Annotated in this window: 13 protein-coding genes; all 13 read left to right on the top strand. The window is 56.4% G+C overall.

The genetic code is table 11. The features are described 5' to 3' along the window. Positions 1-91: 91 nt before the first annotated feature. The 13 genes from AC1AWD_RS03790 (at position 92) to AC1AWD_RS03730 (ending at position 17,609) form a co-directional block, all read left to right on the top strand. Positions 92-553 carry a tripartite tricarboxylate transporter TctB family protein gene (locus tag AC1AWD_RS03790; protein ID WP_476563836.1) on the top strand — a complete coding sequence of 154 codons (462 nt, stop codon included), beginning with the start codon at positions 92-94 and terminating at the stop codon, positions 551-553. Positions 554-742: 189 nt separating this feature from the next. Next, entirely contained in the window at positions 743-1,987 is a 1,245-nt protein-coding gene (glgA, locus tag AC1AWD_RS03785) for a glycogen synthase (RefSeq protein WP_476563834.1), read from the top strand. 249 nt (positions 1,988-2,236) lie between these two features. Further along, on the top strand, positions 2,237-3,184 hold the full coding sequence (locus AC1AWD_RS03780) for an ABC transporter ATP-binding protein (RefSeq protein WP_476563832.1): 948 nt from the start codon (positions 2,237-2,239) through the stop codon (positions 3,182-3,184). Between the two features lie 95 nt (positions 3,185-3,279). Beyond that, positions 3,280-3,519, top strand: a complete 240-nt coding sequence (locus AC1AWD_RS03775; RefSeq protein WP_476563831.1) for a hypothetical protein — start codon at positions 3,280-3,282, stop codon at positions 3,517-3,519. Positions 3,520-3,539: 20 nt separating this feature from the next. Beyond that, a complete protein-coding gene (locus tag AC1AWD_RS03770) occupies positions 3,540-3,791 on the top strand; it encodes a hypothetical protein (RefSeq protein ID WP_476563829.1) in 252 nt (83 codons plus the stop codon). An 8-nt stretch (positions 3,792-3,799) separates the two neighbouring features. After that, positions 3,800-4,855 (top strand): tRNA (adenine-N1)-methyltransferase, encoded by a 1,056-nt coding sequence (locus AC1AWD_RS03765; protein WP_476563827.1) that lies wholly within the window; start codon positions 3,800-3,802, stop codon positions 4,853-4,855. Positions 4,856-4,973: 118 nt separating this feature from the next. Beyond that, on the top strand, positions 4,974-5,531 hold the full coding sequence (locus tag AC1AWD_RS03760; RefSeq protein ID WP_476563825.1) for a SixA phosphatase family protein: 558 nt from the start codon (positions 4,974-4,976) through the stop codon (positions 5,529-5,531). 709 nt (positions 5,532-6,240) lie between these two features. After that, a complete protein-coding gene (gene metE / locus AC1AWD_RS03755; protein WP_476563823.1) occupies positions 6,241-8,550 on the top strand; it encodes a 5-methyltetrahydropteroyltriglutamate--homocysteine S-methyltransferase in 2,310 nt (769 codons plus the stop codon). Between the two features lie 21 nt (positions 8,551-8,571). Further along, entirely contained in the window at positions 8,572-9,417 is an 846-nt protein-coding gene (gene metF / locus AC1AWD_RS03750; protein ID WP_476563822.1) for a methylenetetrahydrofolate reductase [NAD(P)H], read from the top strand. A 208-nt stretch (positions 9,418-9,625) separates the two neighbouring features. Continuing rightward, positions 9,626-12,799: a bifunctional [glutamine synthetase] adenylyltransferase/[glutamine synthetase]-adenylyl-L-tyrosine phosphorylase gene (locus AC1AWD_RS03745; protein WP_476563820.1), complete on the top strand. Its 3,174-nt coding sequence runs from the start codon at positions 9,626-9,628 to the stop codon at positions 12,797-12,799. Between the two features lie 508 nt (positions 12,800-13,307). Beyond that, positions 13,308-14,738: a competence protein CoiA family protein gene (locus tag AC1AWD_RS03740; protein WP_476563818.1), complete on the top strand. Its 1,431-nt coding sequence runs from the start codon at positions 13,308-13,310 to the stop codon at positions 14,736-14,738. After that, positions 14,738-16,843 (top strand): cell division protein ZapB, encoded by a 2,106-nt coding sequence (locus AC1AWD_RS03735; RefSeq protein WP_476563816.1) that lies wholly within the window; start codon positions 14,738-14,740, stop codon positions 16,841-16,843. Before AC1AWD_RS03740 ends, AC1AWD_RS03735 begins: the two co-directional genes overlap by 1 nt. Then, positions 16,836-17,609 (top strand): hypothetical protein, encoded by a 774-nt coding sequence (locus AC1AWD_RS03730; RefSeq protein WP_476563814.1) that lies wholly within the window; start codon positions 16,836-16,838, stop codon positions 17,607-17,609. The genes AC1AWD_RS03735 and AC1AWD_RS03730 overlap by 8 nt, the downstream gene beginning before the upstream one ends. The last annotated feature ends 11 nt before the right edge of the window (positions 17,610-17,620 follow it).

Here is a 17,620-nt window from a genome sequence, read left to right as displayed (position 1 = left end):
CAATTTTGGCTGATTAGCCTATTCGACGGATGACGCCGAGGTACAGTATTGCCCAGTGTCATCCGTCGATTCGTATATGAAGGAGAAAACGATGCCGAATCGGGCAGAACGTCGCAGGGCCGCACGTGACAGCCGTAGGGGAGTGCCGCAGCAGTATGACCAGACCCGCGGACGCGCCAGGGCTGGCATGATTGACGAATACGCGTTGCAGGAAAAGTCCCGCCGTCTGCAGGAAGGCACGGATGGCCCGTGGAAGCCGGCCGGCGCAACGGTTGAGGACGCGGAAATCCTGCTGACCACGAATCCGGATTACATGAATCCGAAGATGTTTAAGGCCCCACATTCCACTCGTCAGTGGTTCCGTCTTATCAGCTGGCTGCTTATCGCCATTTCCGTAATCGCGTTCTTCGTGGTGATGTGGCTGCCGAACCATCCGATTTGGCTGATTGTCACCGTTTCCGCTGTCTTCATCGTCGGCGTGCTGAGTCTGTTCTTCACCGCCGGTGATTCGAAGCACAATCCGAATCTAGACCAGAACGGTACCGCTGTGTGATCGTTCGCACCGTCGCGGTGCCTACATGCGTTGTTCCCTAACGTGTTGTGGTTCGTCAGAATCTGACGAACCACAACACGTTTTTGTTGCTTTTATGCGTGACACGACACTGAAAGCCACGTGTTTCACGGTCTTGTCGCCTAAAGTGGGTCATGGTCCCAACCGTTTGACTCATAGAGGAGCACAGCCATGAGAGTTGACATCCTGACCCGTGAATATCCGCCGAAAGTCTATGGTGGCGCAGGCGTGCATGCCGAAGAGCTTTCCAAGGTTTTGGCCGAACGTGTTGATGTGACCGTTCGTGCCTTCGATGGCCCTCGCACCGACGCTGATACTCCCACCATTCCGAGCAAAAATCCGAAGGGCTCTCTCAAATTGGTCGGCTATGATACTCCAGCCGAATTGAGGAACGCGAACGCCGCTTTGAAGACCTTCGGTGTGGATTTGCAGATCGCCAATGACGTCGATGCCGACATTATCCATGCGCATACGTGGTACGCCTGCCTGGCCGGCTATTTGGCCAAGATGTTGCACGGTACGCCGCTGGTCATCACCGCGCATTCGCTGGAACCGTTCCGCCCGTGGAAGCGCGAACAGCTGGGTGGCGGATACGAACTAAGCTCCTGGGCTGAAAAGGACGCCTACGAACATGCTGACCGTGTGATTGCCGTGTCCGCCGGCATGCGTGAAGATATTCTCACCGCCTACCCGAATATCGATCCGGAAAAGGTCGTTGTCGTGCACAATGGCATCACGCTGTCCGATTTCGCCACTCCTGCCGACGACGACCCGGGCTGGAAGGTGTTTGAACGTTACAACATCGACCGCAGCAAGCCCACACTGCTGTTCGTTGGTCGAATCACCCGCCAGAAGGGTTTGCCGTATTTGCTGCAGGCGCTGCATTTCGTCGACCCAGGCGTGCAGGTCGTGCTGTGTGCGGGCGCTCCGGATACTCCGGAAATCATGGAAGAAGTCAAGAACGCATTCGCCAAGCTTGACGAAGAACGCGGCAACATCATCTGGATTGAGGAAATGCTGCCGAAGCCGGAACTGAACGCACTCGAGCATGGTTGTGACGCGTTCATCTGCCCGAGCATCTACGAGCCGCTCGGCATCGTGAATTTGGAAGCCATGGCCTGCGGCCTGCCGGTCGTTGCCTCCGCAACGGGCGGCATTCCGGAAGTCGTCGTCGACGGCGAAACCGGTTATCTTGTGCCGATCGACCAGCTGCATGATGGCACCGGAACACCGACCAATCCAGACAGGTTCGTGCATGACATGGCTGACGCGATCAACAGGATTATGGCCGATCCGGAACTGGCCAAGAAGATGGGTCAGGCCGGCTACGAGCGCGCCCGCGACAAGTTCAGCTGGGAATCCATCGCCGACAAGACCGTCAAGGTCTACGAGGACGTGCTGGCTGAGCGGAAGTAATCGCAAACGGTAATCAATCGTAAGCACTGCTGAGCATACGCAAAGGCGGCCTCCCGACGTCGGGAGGCCGCCTTTGCGCGACCAAAACTTGGTCGCCAACAACATTCCTGCTTGAGAAGTGTCATTTTCGTCGCTGGTCGTAACCTTCTTTGGGGACAAGCATCGTTCTCGACCAGGTTTTCAGTCGAAATGATGACACTGTGAGACGCCGAGCGACATCGCACGCGGCACATGATTAGAATCACAGCCATGACGCAAAATGATTCCGCACAACACCTCGCCGTGCAGGACAAGCAAGTCGTGCAGGACGCTTTCGAACAAGCCGTCGCAAATTATGACGCCAACGATTCCAATCGCATCGTCCTGCAGCTTGACAATGTCGAATTCCGCCGTAATAGGCGTGTTATCATCACCGATGTGAATCTGACCATTCGCGCAGGGGAGAGATGGGTATTGTTCGGGCCGAACGGCATCGGCAAATCCACGTCCGTGGGCATGCTGGCCACGCGCACATTCCCGTCGGAAGGACGCGTTTTCGTACTCGGACACCAGCTCGGCAAATACGACGTATTCAAACTGCGCACACGCATTGGCCTGGCATCAGCCGACCTCGGCCGCCAATTCCCGGATTTCGAAGATCCGTTGGACGCCGTCGTCACCGGCCTAAGCGCGGTGACGGGCCGTTGGCAGGACATGTATTCCGATGAGGATTACGCGCGTGCACGTCAATTGCTGAAGGATTTCCATGTCGGATATCTTGAAGGCAAGCAGATGTGGCGCTTGTCGGAGGGTGAGCGCACGCGTGTGCTGATCGCCCGTGCGCTGATGGGCGACCCCGAACTGCTGATCATGGACGAGCCGACAACCGGCCTTGATTTGGGAGGTCGCGAACAGGTGATGCGTACACTGAGCCGCATCGGGCGTGAGGATTCCGAACGTGCCGTCGTACTGGTGACGCATCGACTTGAGGAGATTCCCGAAGGATTCGACCATATCGCCATTATGGGCCGCAAGCCGGTTTCCACCGAAGATGCGACCAATGACGGCATCGATGCGATGGGCAATCCTTCCGCCGGCACGATTGTCTACGCAGGATCTTTGGAAAACGGATTGACCAACGAACGCCTGTCGGAGCTGTTCGGCATGCCGATTGAGGTGGAACGCTCTCACAACCGCTGGTCCGCCTACGCCGTATAACATATGTGACCGTTTTAGGCCGGCTTTTCGGTCGCATTTGCTGAAGGGATGCGTTTAAATCAGCATATGTGACCGTTTTTGCGGGACTGAAATCTATGAAATCGAATCTGAAAGGTACTATGCCGAACAGAACAGACGACCGTTGGGCGCGCGCGTTGCAGGCTAAAGGAATCAGTACCGTGCGCGACGCCGGGAAACACAACGCCCACAGCAGTTGCAACAGCAACAAAGTCGCATATAGCGCCGCACAAAAGAAAGTGAATAACAAGGCGACGCGAGCGATGCCATTCAAAGCCACCGGCCACAAAGGCGGCATCAGTCGGCAGAACGGCTAAACCACACTTTGCTGACGCGGATGGCGAGCAGTGTGGAGTCGAAGAAGACCACCGGCGGCTCTTCGCTACTGGTGCCAGTCCGCACGTTGGCCGGTTCCATCGACTCTGCCATGTTCGTCGGCATCATGAGATCGCTGAGCGCGGTTTCCACTACTATCTATGGTGATGGCGCGATAATGCATTGCATGAACGTCTTGGCCTTGTACATGACGGCATGCCCGGTTGTATTGTTGCCGCTTTCGATTTTCACAGTCAGGAATACTCAGAAGTGAGGAGCATCATGCGTCGTGGACCGTTGCAGGCGGGGGAGAAGGTTCAGTTTACCGACCGGAAGTCCAACAAAATCACCGATCAGCTGGTTGCGGGCGGTTCCACACAGACTTCACACGGTCTGATTCTGCATGATGACGTGATCGGCAAAACCGAGGGCGTGGTCGTCGTTACGGTTACGGCGAAACGTGAGGCGCAGGTCAACCAACAGCATCCCGAGCGTGATGCGAACAAGCCGTGGAAGGGCACGCGCGCGATCGGCGGCTGGGAGTATGCGGTGATGCGTCCGCGCATGGCGGATTATGTGCTGTCGATGCCGCGCGGCGCGCAGATCATGTATCCGAAGGACATCGCGCAGGTGATTCAGCTTGGCGATATCCGTTCCGGTATGCGCGTGCTTGAATCGGGTGCGGGCTCTGGCGCGATGAGCCTGAATCTGTTGGATGCCGTGGGAGAGAACGGTCGGCTGACGACGATTGAAATGCGCAGCGAATTCGCACGCGTGGCCGAAGCGAATGCGACGCTGTATTACGGCGCCCGCCCGCAATGGTGGGATCTTTTGGCCGGTGATTTCGATTCGGTTGCCGCCGGCCTGCTCGAACATTCGTTTGACCGTATCATGCTGGATATGTTGGATCCTTGGAATCGCTTGGAACAGGCGTATCGCGTGATCGCCCCTGGCGGCGTACTGATCTGCTACGTGACGACGACCACGCAGATCAGCCGTTTGACTGAGGCGCTTCGTGAAGCCGGCTGCTGGACGGAGCCTGAGATTCAGGAGACGATGGAACGCAACTGGAAGGCGCAGGGCTTGGCGATTCGTCCCGATCATCAGATGATCGGACACACGGGCTTCCTCGTGGTCAGCCGTGCGATGGCCGAAGGCTGTACGGCGTTGCGCAAACGCGACCGCGCCACGAAGGACACTGTAACGGATGTTGATTCTCTGACCGCCGAGGAGCGCGCTGAACAGCTCGAAGAGCTGGAATTGCGCGATATTTCCGACCGCAAACTGCGTAAGGTGCTGCGTGATTTGGACGCTCAGGTGAACGCGTTGGATGAATAATGCGGAAATTGCAGACGACACGTGCGTTTCCACGCGCATTTGCCTGCAATAATGCAGTTGTAGAATTTGTAGAAGTTTTGTGTTCGCCTGTTCTTACGGCGGGGATGGAGCGTACGGCATGTCCGTGAACGTTAAGAAAAAGGCTAAGAAGGCCAAGAATTATCCGTATGTGCTGATTGTGATGCGTCATGCGAAAACCGAGCCGGCGAACTCGGGCGGCGATATCGAACGTGAACTGACCGATAAGGGCTTGAAGCAGGCGAAAACCGTGGCCAAGGGCTTGATCGGCATGGATTTGATGCCAACCCGCATCGCCTGTTCGGGAGCCACACGAGCACGCCAGACGTGCGAACGCATGTTAAAGGTGTTCGGCGATGACCCGAAGGTTGACTACCGTCAGAGCCTGTACGCAGAAGGCATTCAGTCGGTGTTCGACGAGCTGAAGCAGACGAAGGACAAGCATCACGTGCTGATGGTGTTGGGCCATGAGCCGACGGTATCGTACGCATGCCAATGGTTGGCGAGCGACTCGTCGGATCCGGCACTGCTTGACTTGCTGAATCTGGGTATGACGCCGGGGTCCGTAGTGATGCTCGGCTCGGATAAGCCTTTCAACCAGTGGCAGACACATGACGGCGAGGTGTTCGCCATCATTTCCCCAAAGGATTTCGAATAATTCAAAACGCGATTGCGGCTCGGTGGATGTCATCGCCGGACCGCAATCGTTTGCGTGTGCCTGAGCAATCCTGCGCGGTCCCGTGCCAGTCGTAAGCGTCAGTCGCAAAACCAGTTCAAAACCAGTCGTAAACTTCAATCGCGCGTATAATCACAACATCAATCCTGCACCAACCCCGCATGATCATCATATCTTTCGCATTGCCTCACCCGACGCAGAATCAGCTGAGATTATTTGTTGCCGCGATACTCGCCGGTCATGTCGGCTTCATGCTATTGGCAATGTGAAGTCACGTTTCATTCGATGATGCGCGGATTTTTCTGGTCTGTTTCAACTATTTCTCGGCATCAGAAATGGCTGTCGCCTTCTCGGTGACACAAATCTGTAGATAGATATTTTTTGCATGTCACTGACGTGAGCTCAGTGACATGCTAAACGGATTCTACCTACAAATTAGTGTCACTGAGAAAGCGGAGGATAAAAAGGGGAAGTAGGGAAAGACGCAAGAAGGATAGGGAGAATAAAAGGAGGAAAAAGGGAAGGGGAAGGAAAAGAGGAGGGAATGAAGGCGGATGTATCAGGGGAGGGAACCCAGATATAAGCTCAAGTTATAACGACACTCCGATTCAGTTGATGACTTATATCAAGGGGTTTTCTGTTAGTCTGACGGCAACGCACAACGAAGTTCCACTGCCGTCAGGAGGCCCACATGTCCACCATCACTTCCGTTTCCGGATTCCCACGCATCGGGCGCGACCGCGAGCTGAAACGAGTTATCGAATCGTATTGGAAAAGCGAGGCCACGCTTGACGATGTGCGCGCCACATCCAAGGAGCTGCGCGCCGCACACTGGAAACTGCAGGCCGAAGCCGGCATCACGCTGATTCCGAGCAATGATTTCAGCCTGTACGATCAGGTGCTCGACATGGCGTTGTTGATCAACGCGGTACCGCAACGCTACGCGCGTCTCGCATTCGAACAGCCGGAAGATATGTTGTTCGCCATGGCCCGCGGCTACCAGGGGGAGCGTGGCGACGTGACCGCGCTGCCGATGAAGAAATGGTTCACCACCAACTACCACTACCTGGTTCCGGAAGTCGATGAAGCAACCGACATTCGTCTCGTCGGCACGAAGCCGTTCGACGAATTCAACGAAGCCAAGACCTTGGGCATTCTGACCAAGCCTGTACTGATTGGCCCGTACACGTTCCTTAAACTGGCACGCAATCCGCAGGCGAAGGAATTGGAATATGATTTCGGCCTGATCAACGCGGTCGCCGCGGCCTATGCGCAGATCGTGGAACGGTTCGCCGAATTGGGTGCCGAATGGCTGCAATTCGACGAACCATATCTGACGCTCGACAAGGAGCCGGGGGACACGGAACTGTTCAAGAGCCTGTATGCGAAGATACTGCCGGCACGTCGAGGCAAGGTGCGCTTGCTACTCAACACGTATTTCGGCCATATCGCCGACATTTACGAAACCGTGAACCTGCTTGGATTCGATGGCATCGGCCTTGACTTGGTCGAAGGTCGCGATGAGAATCTCGCTGCCGTTGAAAAATATGGCGTCGCCTCGAACACGACGCTGTTCGTCGGAGTCGTCAACGGCCGTAATATTTGGCGTAACAACTATGCCACAAGCCTCGAATTGATCGACGTGCTGCGCAAGGCCACACCGAACATGGCCGTTTCCACCGCCTGCTCGCTGCTGCATGTGCCGTTCAGCGTCGCCGGTGAAACCGGTCTTCCTGAAGATGTGCGTCAGCATTTCGCATTCGCCATCGAAAAGATCGATGAATTGCGTGAAATCGCCGCGCTGTACGACGCCAATGCCGCAACGCGCACAGACGCCAATGTTTTCAAGGCCAACCAAGCCTTGTTCGACGGTACGCGTGTCGACGCCGACGTGCAGGTCGCCGCGCGACTTTCCGCCCTGCACGACAGCGACTTTACCCGCACCCCGGCCCGGGCGGAACGCCAGAAGCTGCAGCGTGAAGCACTCGGCCTGCCGGACTTGCCGACCACGACGATCGGTTCCTTCCCGCAAACCGCCGAAGTGCGTGCAGCCCGCGCACAATACCGCGAGGGCGATATCAGCCGAGACCAGTACGTCGACTTCGTCGAATCGCAGATCGACGCCTGTATCAAGCATCAGGAGGAAATCGGCCTCGACGTGCTCGTGCATGGCGAATTCGAGCGTAACGACATGGTCGAATACTTCGGCCAGCATCTCAACGGTTTCTTGTTTACCGACAACGCGTGGGTGCAGTCGTATGGCACGCGCTGCGTCAAGCCTCCGATTGTATGGGGCGACGTGTCCCGCGCCAAGCCGATTACGGTGGCATGGTCCGCGTATGCGCAAAGCCGCACGAATCATCCCGTCAAAGGCATGCTGACCGGCCCGGTCACCATTCTCAACTGGTCGTGGCCGCGCGAGGACATCACCCATGAGGAGCAGACCAAGCAGCTGGCCCTTGCTATTCGCGACGAAGTGCTCGACTTGGAGGCAGCCGGCATTCGCATCATCCAGATCGACGAGGCGGCATTGCGCGAAAAACTGCCGCTGCGCCGCTCCGACTGGCATAAGAAGTATCTTGACTGGGCGATTCCCGCATTCCGCCTCGTGCATTCCGGCGTCAAGCCGACCACGCAGATCCACACGCATATGTGCTATTCGGAATTCAACGACATCATCCGCGACATCGACGATATGGACGCTGATGTGATTTCGTTCGAAGCGTCCCGTGGCGATCTGGTCGTGCTCGACGCGATTTATGAGGCGAAATTCGAAACCGAAGCGGGCCCGGGCGTGTACGACATTCACAGTCCGCGTGTGCCGTCCGTCGCCGAAATCAAGGAGCGAATCTACGAAATCCTCAAGCGCATGGACGCCGGCAAAGTGTGGATCAACCCGGATTGCGGTCTGAAGACACGCGGCAATGCCGAAACATGGGCAAGCCTGGCCAATCTGGTGGAAGCGGCACGTGAGGTGCGCGCCGAAATCGGCAGGGCGTAACACTGGTAAGGCGCAGCAATCATGGCGAACAAACCGATTTTCTCACTGGAAGTGTTTCCGCCCAAACGCACGTCGCCGATCGGTGCGATCTACGATACGCTCGACGGCCTGCATGGGTTGGAACCGGCGTTCATTTCAGTGACGTACGGCACCGGCAAATCGGCCGACCGCACCGCCACGGCACGCATCGCGAACACGATCCGTTCCGAATACGGCATTCCGGCCGTCGCCCATCTGACCGCGCAGTATCTGGATCTGCAGACGGTCGACGAGGCGCTTGACCTGTTCGACCAGGCGCATGTGGCCGGCATACTGGCTCTGCGCGGCGACCGTGTGGAAGGCCGCGAACCGATCGGCGAGTTCAAGCATGCCAGCGATTTGGCGGCATACATTCGCGAGCATCGGCCCGACATGCCGATTTACGGCGCGTGCTACCCGGAGAAGCACCCGCAGGCGTCCACTTTGGATGAGGACATCGATTTCCTGAAACGTAAGGTCGATGCCGGCGTCACACATTTGATCTCGCAACTGTTCTATTGCAATGATGATTTCCTGCGATTCCGAGACAAGGCTCGTGCGGCAGGCATCGACGTGCCAATCGAGGCCGGTATCATGCCGATCACCACGCCGGTGTCGGTCAGACGCATGGCGGGCATGTGCCAGTCGCGCGTCCCCGCGGAAGTGGAGACGATGCTGCAACGGTGGGGCGACGACCCCGAAGCCTTGAAGGAGGCGGGCATCATCTACGCGTCCGAGCAGATCAACGGGCTGATGGCGCACGGCGTCGACGGCATCCACCTGTATACGATGAATCATCCCGTCGTGAGCCGACGTGTCTGGGCCAACGTCAAACCGTTGTTCGCGTAACATCGCCGGGCGTCACTCGCGAAAATCGGCGGACACATTGCGTATGTGGTATGCGGACACAACCCGCATACCACATACGCGTATTCGTTCGCCCCCAATTCACGCCTTCACGCCCACGTTCGTGGCTCCGCGCCGACATGCAACGGATTTTTCCATGCAATCACGCGTATGGCACGTCTTGCGGGTGGATGGCTAGTACATTGGAATCATGGAATCATCTGAAACGACGTATACGGCACTGCAGTTCAAAGCGATGGACCTCATCCGCGCGGGATTGCAGGACATCGATACAGCACGGGACATGTTGGGGGAGCTTTCCCGGAACGGCATCGACGACGACCGTCTCCGATATCTGCTCACGGCTCTTGGACGCTCCTGCGATCCGGACATCGCATTGCACAATTTCGTCGATATCATCCATGCTGCCGCAACGTCAGACGATGTCGCATTCGCCACCATCATCAACGACGACGATGCCTTCGCACGACTCGTCACCGTGCTCGGCGCATCCGACGAAATGGGCAAATACATGCGATTCCGCCCGGAAGCCGTGGAAGCGGTCGCATATGATGCCTGCCATAGCCGCGACTTCACCCACGATGAGCGCCGCGCGCATATCCTCAACGCCGTCGGCGCCGATCCGGCCGACCGCAAAGCACCACGCGCGACGCTGCCGCTGGCCGAAGCAACGACCGCATTACGCCGCACCTACCGCAAACAACTCGCATCCATCATGGCGCAGGATGTGCTCGCCGAAGATCCCGTCGAAATCCAACCCATGATCAGCGGCAAGCTGTCCGATCTGGCCGACGCCGCACTGGAGGGAGCGCTGGCCATCGCCCGACATGAGGTCTCCGGCAGCAGACAGGTCCGTTTCGCCGTCATCGGCATGGGCAAGCTGGGCGCACGGGAATTGAATTACGTGTCCGACGTGGATCTGATCTATGTCGTCGAACCGGCCGTGGAAGACGTCGATGGCGTGACTCTGACCCGTGTCGGCACGAAGATGGGTGTCACGCTGCAACGGGTCTGCCAGTCGGTCATCATGGGCGTCGCCGAACCTGCATTGTGGCAGATCGATGGGGGTTTGCGGCCGGAAGGCAAGGACGGTCCGCTCGTGCGCCGGCTCGAATCGCATCAGGCCTACTATGAGCAGTGGGCGGAAAACTGGGAATTCCAGGCATTGCTGAAGGCACGCCCCGTGGCGGGGGATTCGCAGCTCGGCCAAGCCTACATGGATATGACACGGCCGTTCGTCTGGACCGCGTCGAAGCGTGACAATTTCGTGCACGACTGCCAGCAGATGCGCAAGCGTGTCGAAGATCTCATCGCGCAGCCGTTGAAGGACCGTGAAATCAAGCTTGGCCGCGGCGGACTACGCGATGTGGAATTCACCGTGCAGATGCTGCAGCTGGTGCATGGCAGGTCGGACGAAACGCTACGCACCCGTGCCACGCTCGAATCCTTGCAGCATCTCGCCGCGGGCGGCTACGTGTCACGCAAGCAGGCGGCAAGGCTTTCATGGGATTACCGGTTCGAACGCGTGCTCGAACATCGCCAGCAAATGTGGTCGCTGAAACGCACGCACCTGTTCCCGGACCTGGGAGCCGCCAATGCCGGAGGACTTGACCGCAAGCGCGACATCGATCCGGATGAGCTCGGCCGCAACGCCGAACTGCGTAGGCTCGCCCGCGCATTCCATATGCATCCCGAAGAGCTCGTCGCCAAATACGATGAAGTGCGCCGCGAAGTGCGCCACCTGCACATGGACATCTATTACCGGCCGATGCTGCCGATCGCAGCGGGTCTGGATGATGAGCAGGTCACGCTCAGCTCGCAGGCCGCGCATGACCGTTTCGAATCCATCGGATTCGCCGACGCGGATGCGGCCATGCGTCACGTTGAGGCGCTGACCGCGGGCATCACGCGCGCCGCGAAGATCAATCGCATCATTCTGCCCGCCGTGCTGCAATGGCTTGGCGAAGGCCAGAATCCCGACATGGGATTGCTGAACTGGCGTAAACTGGAGGAGAATTTCGGCGACGAAAGCGAATATCTGGGATTCCTGCGCGACTCAATATCAGCCGCGCAACGTCTGTGCCATATCCTGTCGAATTCACGCTTCCTTGGCGACGCGCTCAACAAATCCGTCGAATCGGTGACATGGCTGGGCCATGAGGAACGTCTGCAGGCCCGTTCGCGCGAAAGCCTTGACGTCCAATGCCGTTCCGCATTGGAACGGCATCCTGATGTCATCGGCGATTTCGCGAATTCGATACGTTCGATGCGTCGGCATGAGATTGAACGTATCGGACTGGCATGGATGAGCGGCGTCATCGACGACGATGCATCGTTGCGTGGCATGACCGATGTGTATGACGCGATTTTGGATGCGTCGCTGGATTGGGCGATACGGCATCGAATGCGTGAACGGCTTGCGGGGTCGAGTCCCGATGGGGGCAGCGACGTTGAGAATGCTTCGAATGCCGAGGAAGTCGCAGCCCCGCCGGCTACTATCGCCATCATCGGCATGGGGCGCTATGGCGGGCGTGAAGTGAATTTCAGCTCCGACGCGGACGTGATCATCATCTACCGTCCGACCGAAGGCGCGAATGACGGTGAAGCGAACCTGTTCGCACGCAAGGTGCAGGAGGATGTGCGCGCCATCCTGCAAGGTCCGGTCAGTCTGGAGCCGAAGATCGAACTCGACATGGACCTGCGTCCCGAGGGCAAGAACGGGCCGGTGGTGCGCTCGTATGCCTCCTGTGAGGAATACTACCGCTCGTGGGCCAGCACGTGGGAGCATCAGGCGTTGCTGCGCGCGCGTTTCGCGGCGGGTGACGAACGGTTGGCGGACGATTTCCTCACCAACATCGCCGACCCGCTGCGATACCCGTCATCTGATTTGACCGACGGCGAATTGGGGGAGATTCGCAAGCTTAAGGCACGCATGGAGGCGGAGCGTCTGCCACGTGGCGTGCGTCGCGAACGACATCTGAAACTCGGCAAGGGCGGTCTGAGCGACGTGGAGTGGACCGTGCAATTGCTGCAGTTGCAGCATGCCGGCACGGATTCCGCGCTGCGTGTCAACTCCACGCTGGACGCGTTGGACGAGTTGGAATGCAAACGCTTCATCCGCAAGGACGACGCCATGGTGCTGCGCAAGGCATGGCGCATGTGCACCGCGGCCCGTAACGGCAACTACCTGTGGAGCGGGCGCGCCGCACAGGCCGATATTCTGCCTGACGATTCGTATTCGCTGGGCGGCATCGCCGTCTACTTGGGGTATGGCGCGAATCATGGGCAGCAGTTCGAGAACGATCTGCTCGCCGTCATGCGCCGCGCCCGCGACGTGTGCGAACGCGTGTTCTACGGGTTGTGAACGTGGAGAATGGGGAAGATCTCCTTCGACATTTACCCACGGTTATGGTGGACCTCCTTTTCAAATTCGGCATGTCTTCAGAACATGCCGAGTTTTCGAAGCCATCTTGCGATTGTGTGTACATGGCCGATGCATTAGGACCTCGAGACGTACGATTCCCCGCGGAATTCCAATGACGGGAAATCCGCTTCACTCGGTCCAGGTACACACAATCGAAAAATACCTTCGAAAAAATAACGTTTTATGCCCGGAGCCACACCGCATGGAAGCGAAATGCCGTCTACGTGTGCAGGGCCGATTCTCCGACCTTGCCTGTCCAAGGCATATCGCCACTTGCCCTCGTGCCATAACAGTCCATCAGCCCGTTCGCCTTATAGGCTGCTGACAGCCGTCAGCAGCCTACAGGAACACTTACATGTTGGGAATGTTCGGATTATCTCCCGCCGTTACATATGCTCGCACTGTATGATGAAAAACATTCAGTGCCGACGAAGAAGGGGCGGAAAACATGGATGTGGCCGTGCAGATGATGCCTTCAACGGCATCGCAGTTGGTCACTGCAGAAGAGACGTGCGAGCGGTATACTCGACGGAAGCCAAAACAGATTCGCTTCATCTGCCCATGTTGCGGACGACCGGTAGACGCTTTTGCTTTCCACAACGACATACGATCATCTTTGCACGGACATAGGTCGGCAGGCACTCAATCACCGCATTTCCGACATCGAAAGAATGATGATTGGGCGAAAAGCTGTGAACTGTATCGGACAGGAGTCTCACGCGAGTCCAACAACTACATTCCGCCTCTGCTCATGTTCCTACGCAGAATCTCCCCGTCTTCCAATCATTTCCGCATTGAAATCGGATTTCGCAGGCGCGGCATTCGCAAACTGCATCATCCTTTTCGGGAAAACGATGTCGTAACGATCGACGATGCCGCATATTCGTTGGTAACTTTGATGCAGTCACGCTCGAATCACGTTGTCATCAATAATCCGACATTCGATTTGCGAGAACGCATCACGATTCCAGCATGTTGGGAGAAAACGGTGGGCAGGGTCGAGAAGGCTTCCGACGTATTCATTTTCTCGGATGCTTTCGGCGGGAATGGCGGCCGTCGTCTACCGTGGGGATCCAGCATGATGCTGGGCGAATATTATTTTCTTGTTGTTGAACGTTCGCTTGAGCGCAAAATGTATTCGCTGTTCCGCAGCGCTTTGCCTGCTGGTACGATCCACCGCGATCGGTCCGGCGATCTTGGCGTATATCGCGTTCGTATTCAACCGGATGCCGGCAATATCAGAGATATTGATGATTGGCTGTATGACCGTGGATACAACCTTGCCGGCTTTAACAGGGAGGCACGTTTGCTGTGGCCCCCAAGCTTGCAAGCTTCCGGCATAGACGAGCCGTTGTTCCTGGAATCCGATCCCGTCTATCAGGCGCCGTTCAGAACCGGAACGAATCGTGATAAAGGTGGGAGGCTTGTTCGGAAGGATTTTACTGGTGCCCGCCAATCCGTTCTGCGTGCGGTCAAGCTTCTTGATTGCGATTTCGGTCCATCGTTCCGCAGCGAAATGCTTGGCGATTGCCTTCTATTCAGTCCTGGAGAATTCCTGCCTTGGAGCGCGGTCAATTTAGCGCACGCACAGCCGGATGAGATCCATCCAATGTCTGTGGACCAGCATATGGGCCAGACTATAGGCGATACCGCAAACCGCAAGGAGTCGCAGCCATCTGAATCCATCAAGTCAGATGCCGGCTCCGCAACTGATAACGGCAATATGGCAGAAGCGCCAGCTGTTACGAGCTCAATTGCCGCTGCGATATCTGTATACAGTCGAAGCATGTACATTGCGCGTCGACGCAACGGCGAAGATGTCACTTATGCAACGCCAATCGAAGTCAGCGTCGCGCAAAGACGAGGGGAGTCTGTTTGATGGTTTGGACGAATGATTCGCAGTTCACACGAGAATCAGTGTGTTTGGCTCTGCGCAATTCACACAGCGAAATCAACTGTTTGGTGCGCATCATGGATTACCGCACTGATTTGCAAGGCAATCCTTCCTATGAATGGGTGTACAAGCCCGTCTCGTATGGAGAACTGCAAAACGGCAGCGGCATTGCCGATAATCCGTTTTCCTTGTACAGCCGTGAATTGGTCGAATCCGTGGAACGTGCCGACACAGATTTCGCATTTGTGCAATGGGGACCGCGCGATGATGCGCCGAATCGTCCCTTAGTGCGGCCGATACCTGACCAGCCTTATGCGGATATGCCGAAAATCTATGAAGTGATCGATTGCCCTGCAGTCAATTCGTCGGCCGAACTTCGTGCCGCGCTTCAACGAGGCTGGGAGTATGACGGACTTCCTACCGACCAGGTGCTGTTCATCTATGCCGAACATGATGAAGACCTCGATGCTGCGCTTATCGACCGCACTTCATTGGATGCTTCCAATGGAAGAATTCGTTTGCGTGGCCGCGGCCCGGTAGATGTGCCTCGCTATACGTTTTCAAGGAAACATGTGAAGGTCTTGCCTAAGCATCTGTTCGGCAACCGCCTGGTATTCGATAGCCCTGTTCTTCCGGCCAGTGAAGGTAAGGTGCTGCTGCGGCCGTTTACGGAATATGCAGATGATTATGTGCAATGGTTTTTCGAGCGGGAAGGCATTCCTCTGAGTGAGCTCGAACTAGACCATGTACGCGTGATTCTGGATACCGCGTTGAATTCGCCTTCGCGATTGGAAGAATATACCGGTTTCCGCCCGTCTAATGCCGATAAGGCAGAGCTGAATACATTAGTGGCCCAATCGGTTGAACGTGATGGGTTGATGGATTCTATGATTCATGAATCATTGCAAAACAACGATGCGTTTGCGAATCATTTTCGTAATGAGCTGCTTGCCGGCTTGGATGAGAAGATCAATGCCAAACAGCAGGAGCTGCAGACGATTGAGAATAATGTGCGGCATGCCTCTGCCGACAATGAGCAGCTGATGAGCCTGCATGACGAACTCCAGCAGGAAATCGACAAGCGAACTACAGAGCTTGCCCGGCTGCGGGAAGAGCAGGATTCCTTTACCGACCGCTTCGAATCGGATATCGCATTGCGGCTAGGATTGAAAACCATCGCCAACGCGGTTGTGCGGACAAACACGCAGGCCGGAAGCAGCAACAGCGGTTCGCCGACGAAAAGACCTGTGGCGGCAACAGATATGCGATTACAGCCGCAGCCCTTGCGGTCATATACTTCAATTTTCGAACGAAGCACCGTTGACACGGCATTCAAAGAAAACATGCGTGCCGTAGGTTTGACGTCCGCGAATAAGGACGTGCTTCAGCGCGGCGAATTCGCGTCGAATATGATGCTCACGCTGCAGCATTGCCGCATTCTTGCTTTGGATTCGGCAATCGTCGCCCCTGTCGCCAGCGCATTATCATATGCGCAATATGGCACGGCCGCGCAGCATGTCAGTATTCCTCATGATTGGAATGACACCGGCGACCTGAATCATATGTTGAAGAACATTGAAGGGGGAGTACTTGTTCTGGACAATGTTTTCGATACCGTCAACGAAAGCCTGCTGTTCACTCTGGCACGTTGCAATCCTGCCGCTACGCTGATTGTGCCAATTGGCGCCTATGACAATCTGAAGCTGTTCGCCAAAGAAATCTGGAACAGCATATTCTATGTGCCGTCTGAACAGTTCATTCATATACCGGTGCATCCGAAAAACATGGCTCAATCGACTTTCAAACCAACCGCGGTGAACTTCGACGCGAAAGAAGTCGCGGGAATAACCAAGCAGCTGTACAGAGGCAAGCTAAAGACCGCTCTTGCAATGTCGTCTTTGGTAATGCCGGCATCCATTGTCAGCTCGTTTGCTGATCGCAATCAGGGTCTGCGTTGGATCACTCCGCATATAGCCTTGCAGCTTCGTGCTACCGTCGGCGCGCAGCAGGCTCGCGAAATCATGCAACAATGGGAATACGACGAGGGGTGTATGCTGCTCGACCGCATTGGGGAGAACATACATGAGTGACAGTCTTATCGATGATATGGCGCTCGATCTGCGTATTCGGCAGGCTGATGGCGAATCCTTTGATCATTTCAGCTGCCGCGTAGCATGGTCCAGCATACGTTTTTGGATGCAGGCCTACTGTTTGGATGATGGATATGGCGGCATCTACGGCGTAAGCCGCAGCACCATCGAGCGTAAAGCCGCTCGCTGGCTCAACAATCTTGCCGACAGCTACCCGGCAATACGCGAATGGTTCGAGCTAAAAGCGACCAAATCGCAATGTACAAGAAATATTTGTTCCATGCTGATTGCGGCAGGCGATTTGAAGTCCACGCCTGAAAATCTGTACCGCTGCACGCAGCCGCACACTACACCGATTACCGAACATTATGATGCGATACTCGGATTGACCGATCCCACGCATATGACCATGCCGGCATATCAGATATCCGGCATGGTGTATGCGACGCCACGTCATTCGGACACAAACAAAACCGACGCTGCGCAAGTGTGGAAGACTGCCCTTGCACAGTCACATTGGGAGTCGCGTTCATGGGCAAACTCCAGCAATTTCAAGAAGGCGGAATTTCAATCGGTAGATTCGCAGCACCTGCAGATTACACTGCCGAGAACGCTGCAGTCTCTGCCGGAAAAGCAACAACTATGGATCGCCATGATGACCTGGCCATACGAAAATGCCGCCGATCAGACAACACGATGGCTGCGCTCGCAGTATGAGCCGATTGTGCGGGAGTTGCTGGCACAGTGTGGTGTTGGCTGCGCCTAATTGCTTCCGAA

Source organism: Bifidobacterium sp. LH_512 (genome assembly GCF_056356435.1).
This window is presented reverse-complemented; position numbering and strand designations above follow the sequence as displayed.

Bases quoted from the DNA above. Each gene is read 5' to 3' on its own strand.
- metE (WP_476563823.1), top strand. From the start codon at position 6,241: ATGTCCACCATCACTTCCGTTTCCGGATTCCCACGCATCGGGCGCGAC.
- AC1AWD_RS03765 (WP_476563827.1), top strand. From the start codon at position 3,800: ATGCGTCGTGGACCGTTGCAGGCGGGGGAGAAGGTTCAGTTTACCGAC.
- AC1AWD_RS03740 (WP_476563818.1), top strand. From the start codon at position 13,308: ATGGATGTGGCCGTGCAGATGATGCCTTCAACGGCATCGCAGTTGGTC.
- AC1AWD_RS03775 (WP_476563831.1), top strand. From the start codon at position 3,280: ATGAAATCGAATCTGAAAGGTACTATGCCGAACAGAACAGACGACCGT.
- AC1AWD_RS03735 (WP_476563816.1), top strand. From the start codon at position 14,738: ATGGTTTGGACGAATGATTCGCAGTTCACACGAGAATCAGTGTGTTTG.
- AC1AWD_RS03770 (WP_476563829.1), top strand. From the start codon at position 3,540: ATGGCGAGCAGTGTGGAGTCGAAGAAGACCACCGGCGGCTCTTCGCTA.
- glgA (WP_476563834.1), top strand. From the start codon at position 743: ATGAGAGTTGACATCCTGACCCGTGAATATCCGCCGAAAGTCTATGGT.
- AC1AWD_RS03745 (WP_476563820.1), top strand. From the start codon at position 9,626: ATGGAATCATCTGAAACGACGTATACGGCACTGCAGTTCAAAGCGATG.
- AC1AWD_RS03780 (WP_476563832.1), top strand. From the start codon at position 2,237: ATGACGCAAAATGATTCCGCACAACACCTCGCCGTGCAGGACAAGCAA.
- metF (WP_476563822.1), top strand. From the start codon at position 8,572: ATGGCGAACAAACCGATTTTCTCACTGGAAGTGTTTCCGCCCAAACGC.
- AC1AWD_RS03760 (WP_476563825.1), top strand. From the start codon at position 4,974: ATGTCCGTGAACGTTAAGAAAAAGGCTAAGAAGGCCAAGAATTATCCG.
- AC1AWD_RS03790 (WP_476563836.1), top strand. From the start codon at position 92: ATGCCGAATCGGGCAGAACGTCGCAGGGCCGCACGTGACAGCCGTAGG.
- AC1AWD_RS03730 (WP_476563814.1), top strand. From the start codon at position 16,836: ATGAGTGACAGTCTTATCGATGATATGGCGCTCGATCTGCGTATTCGG.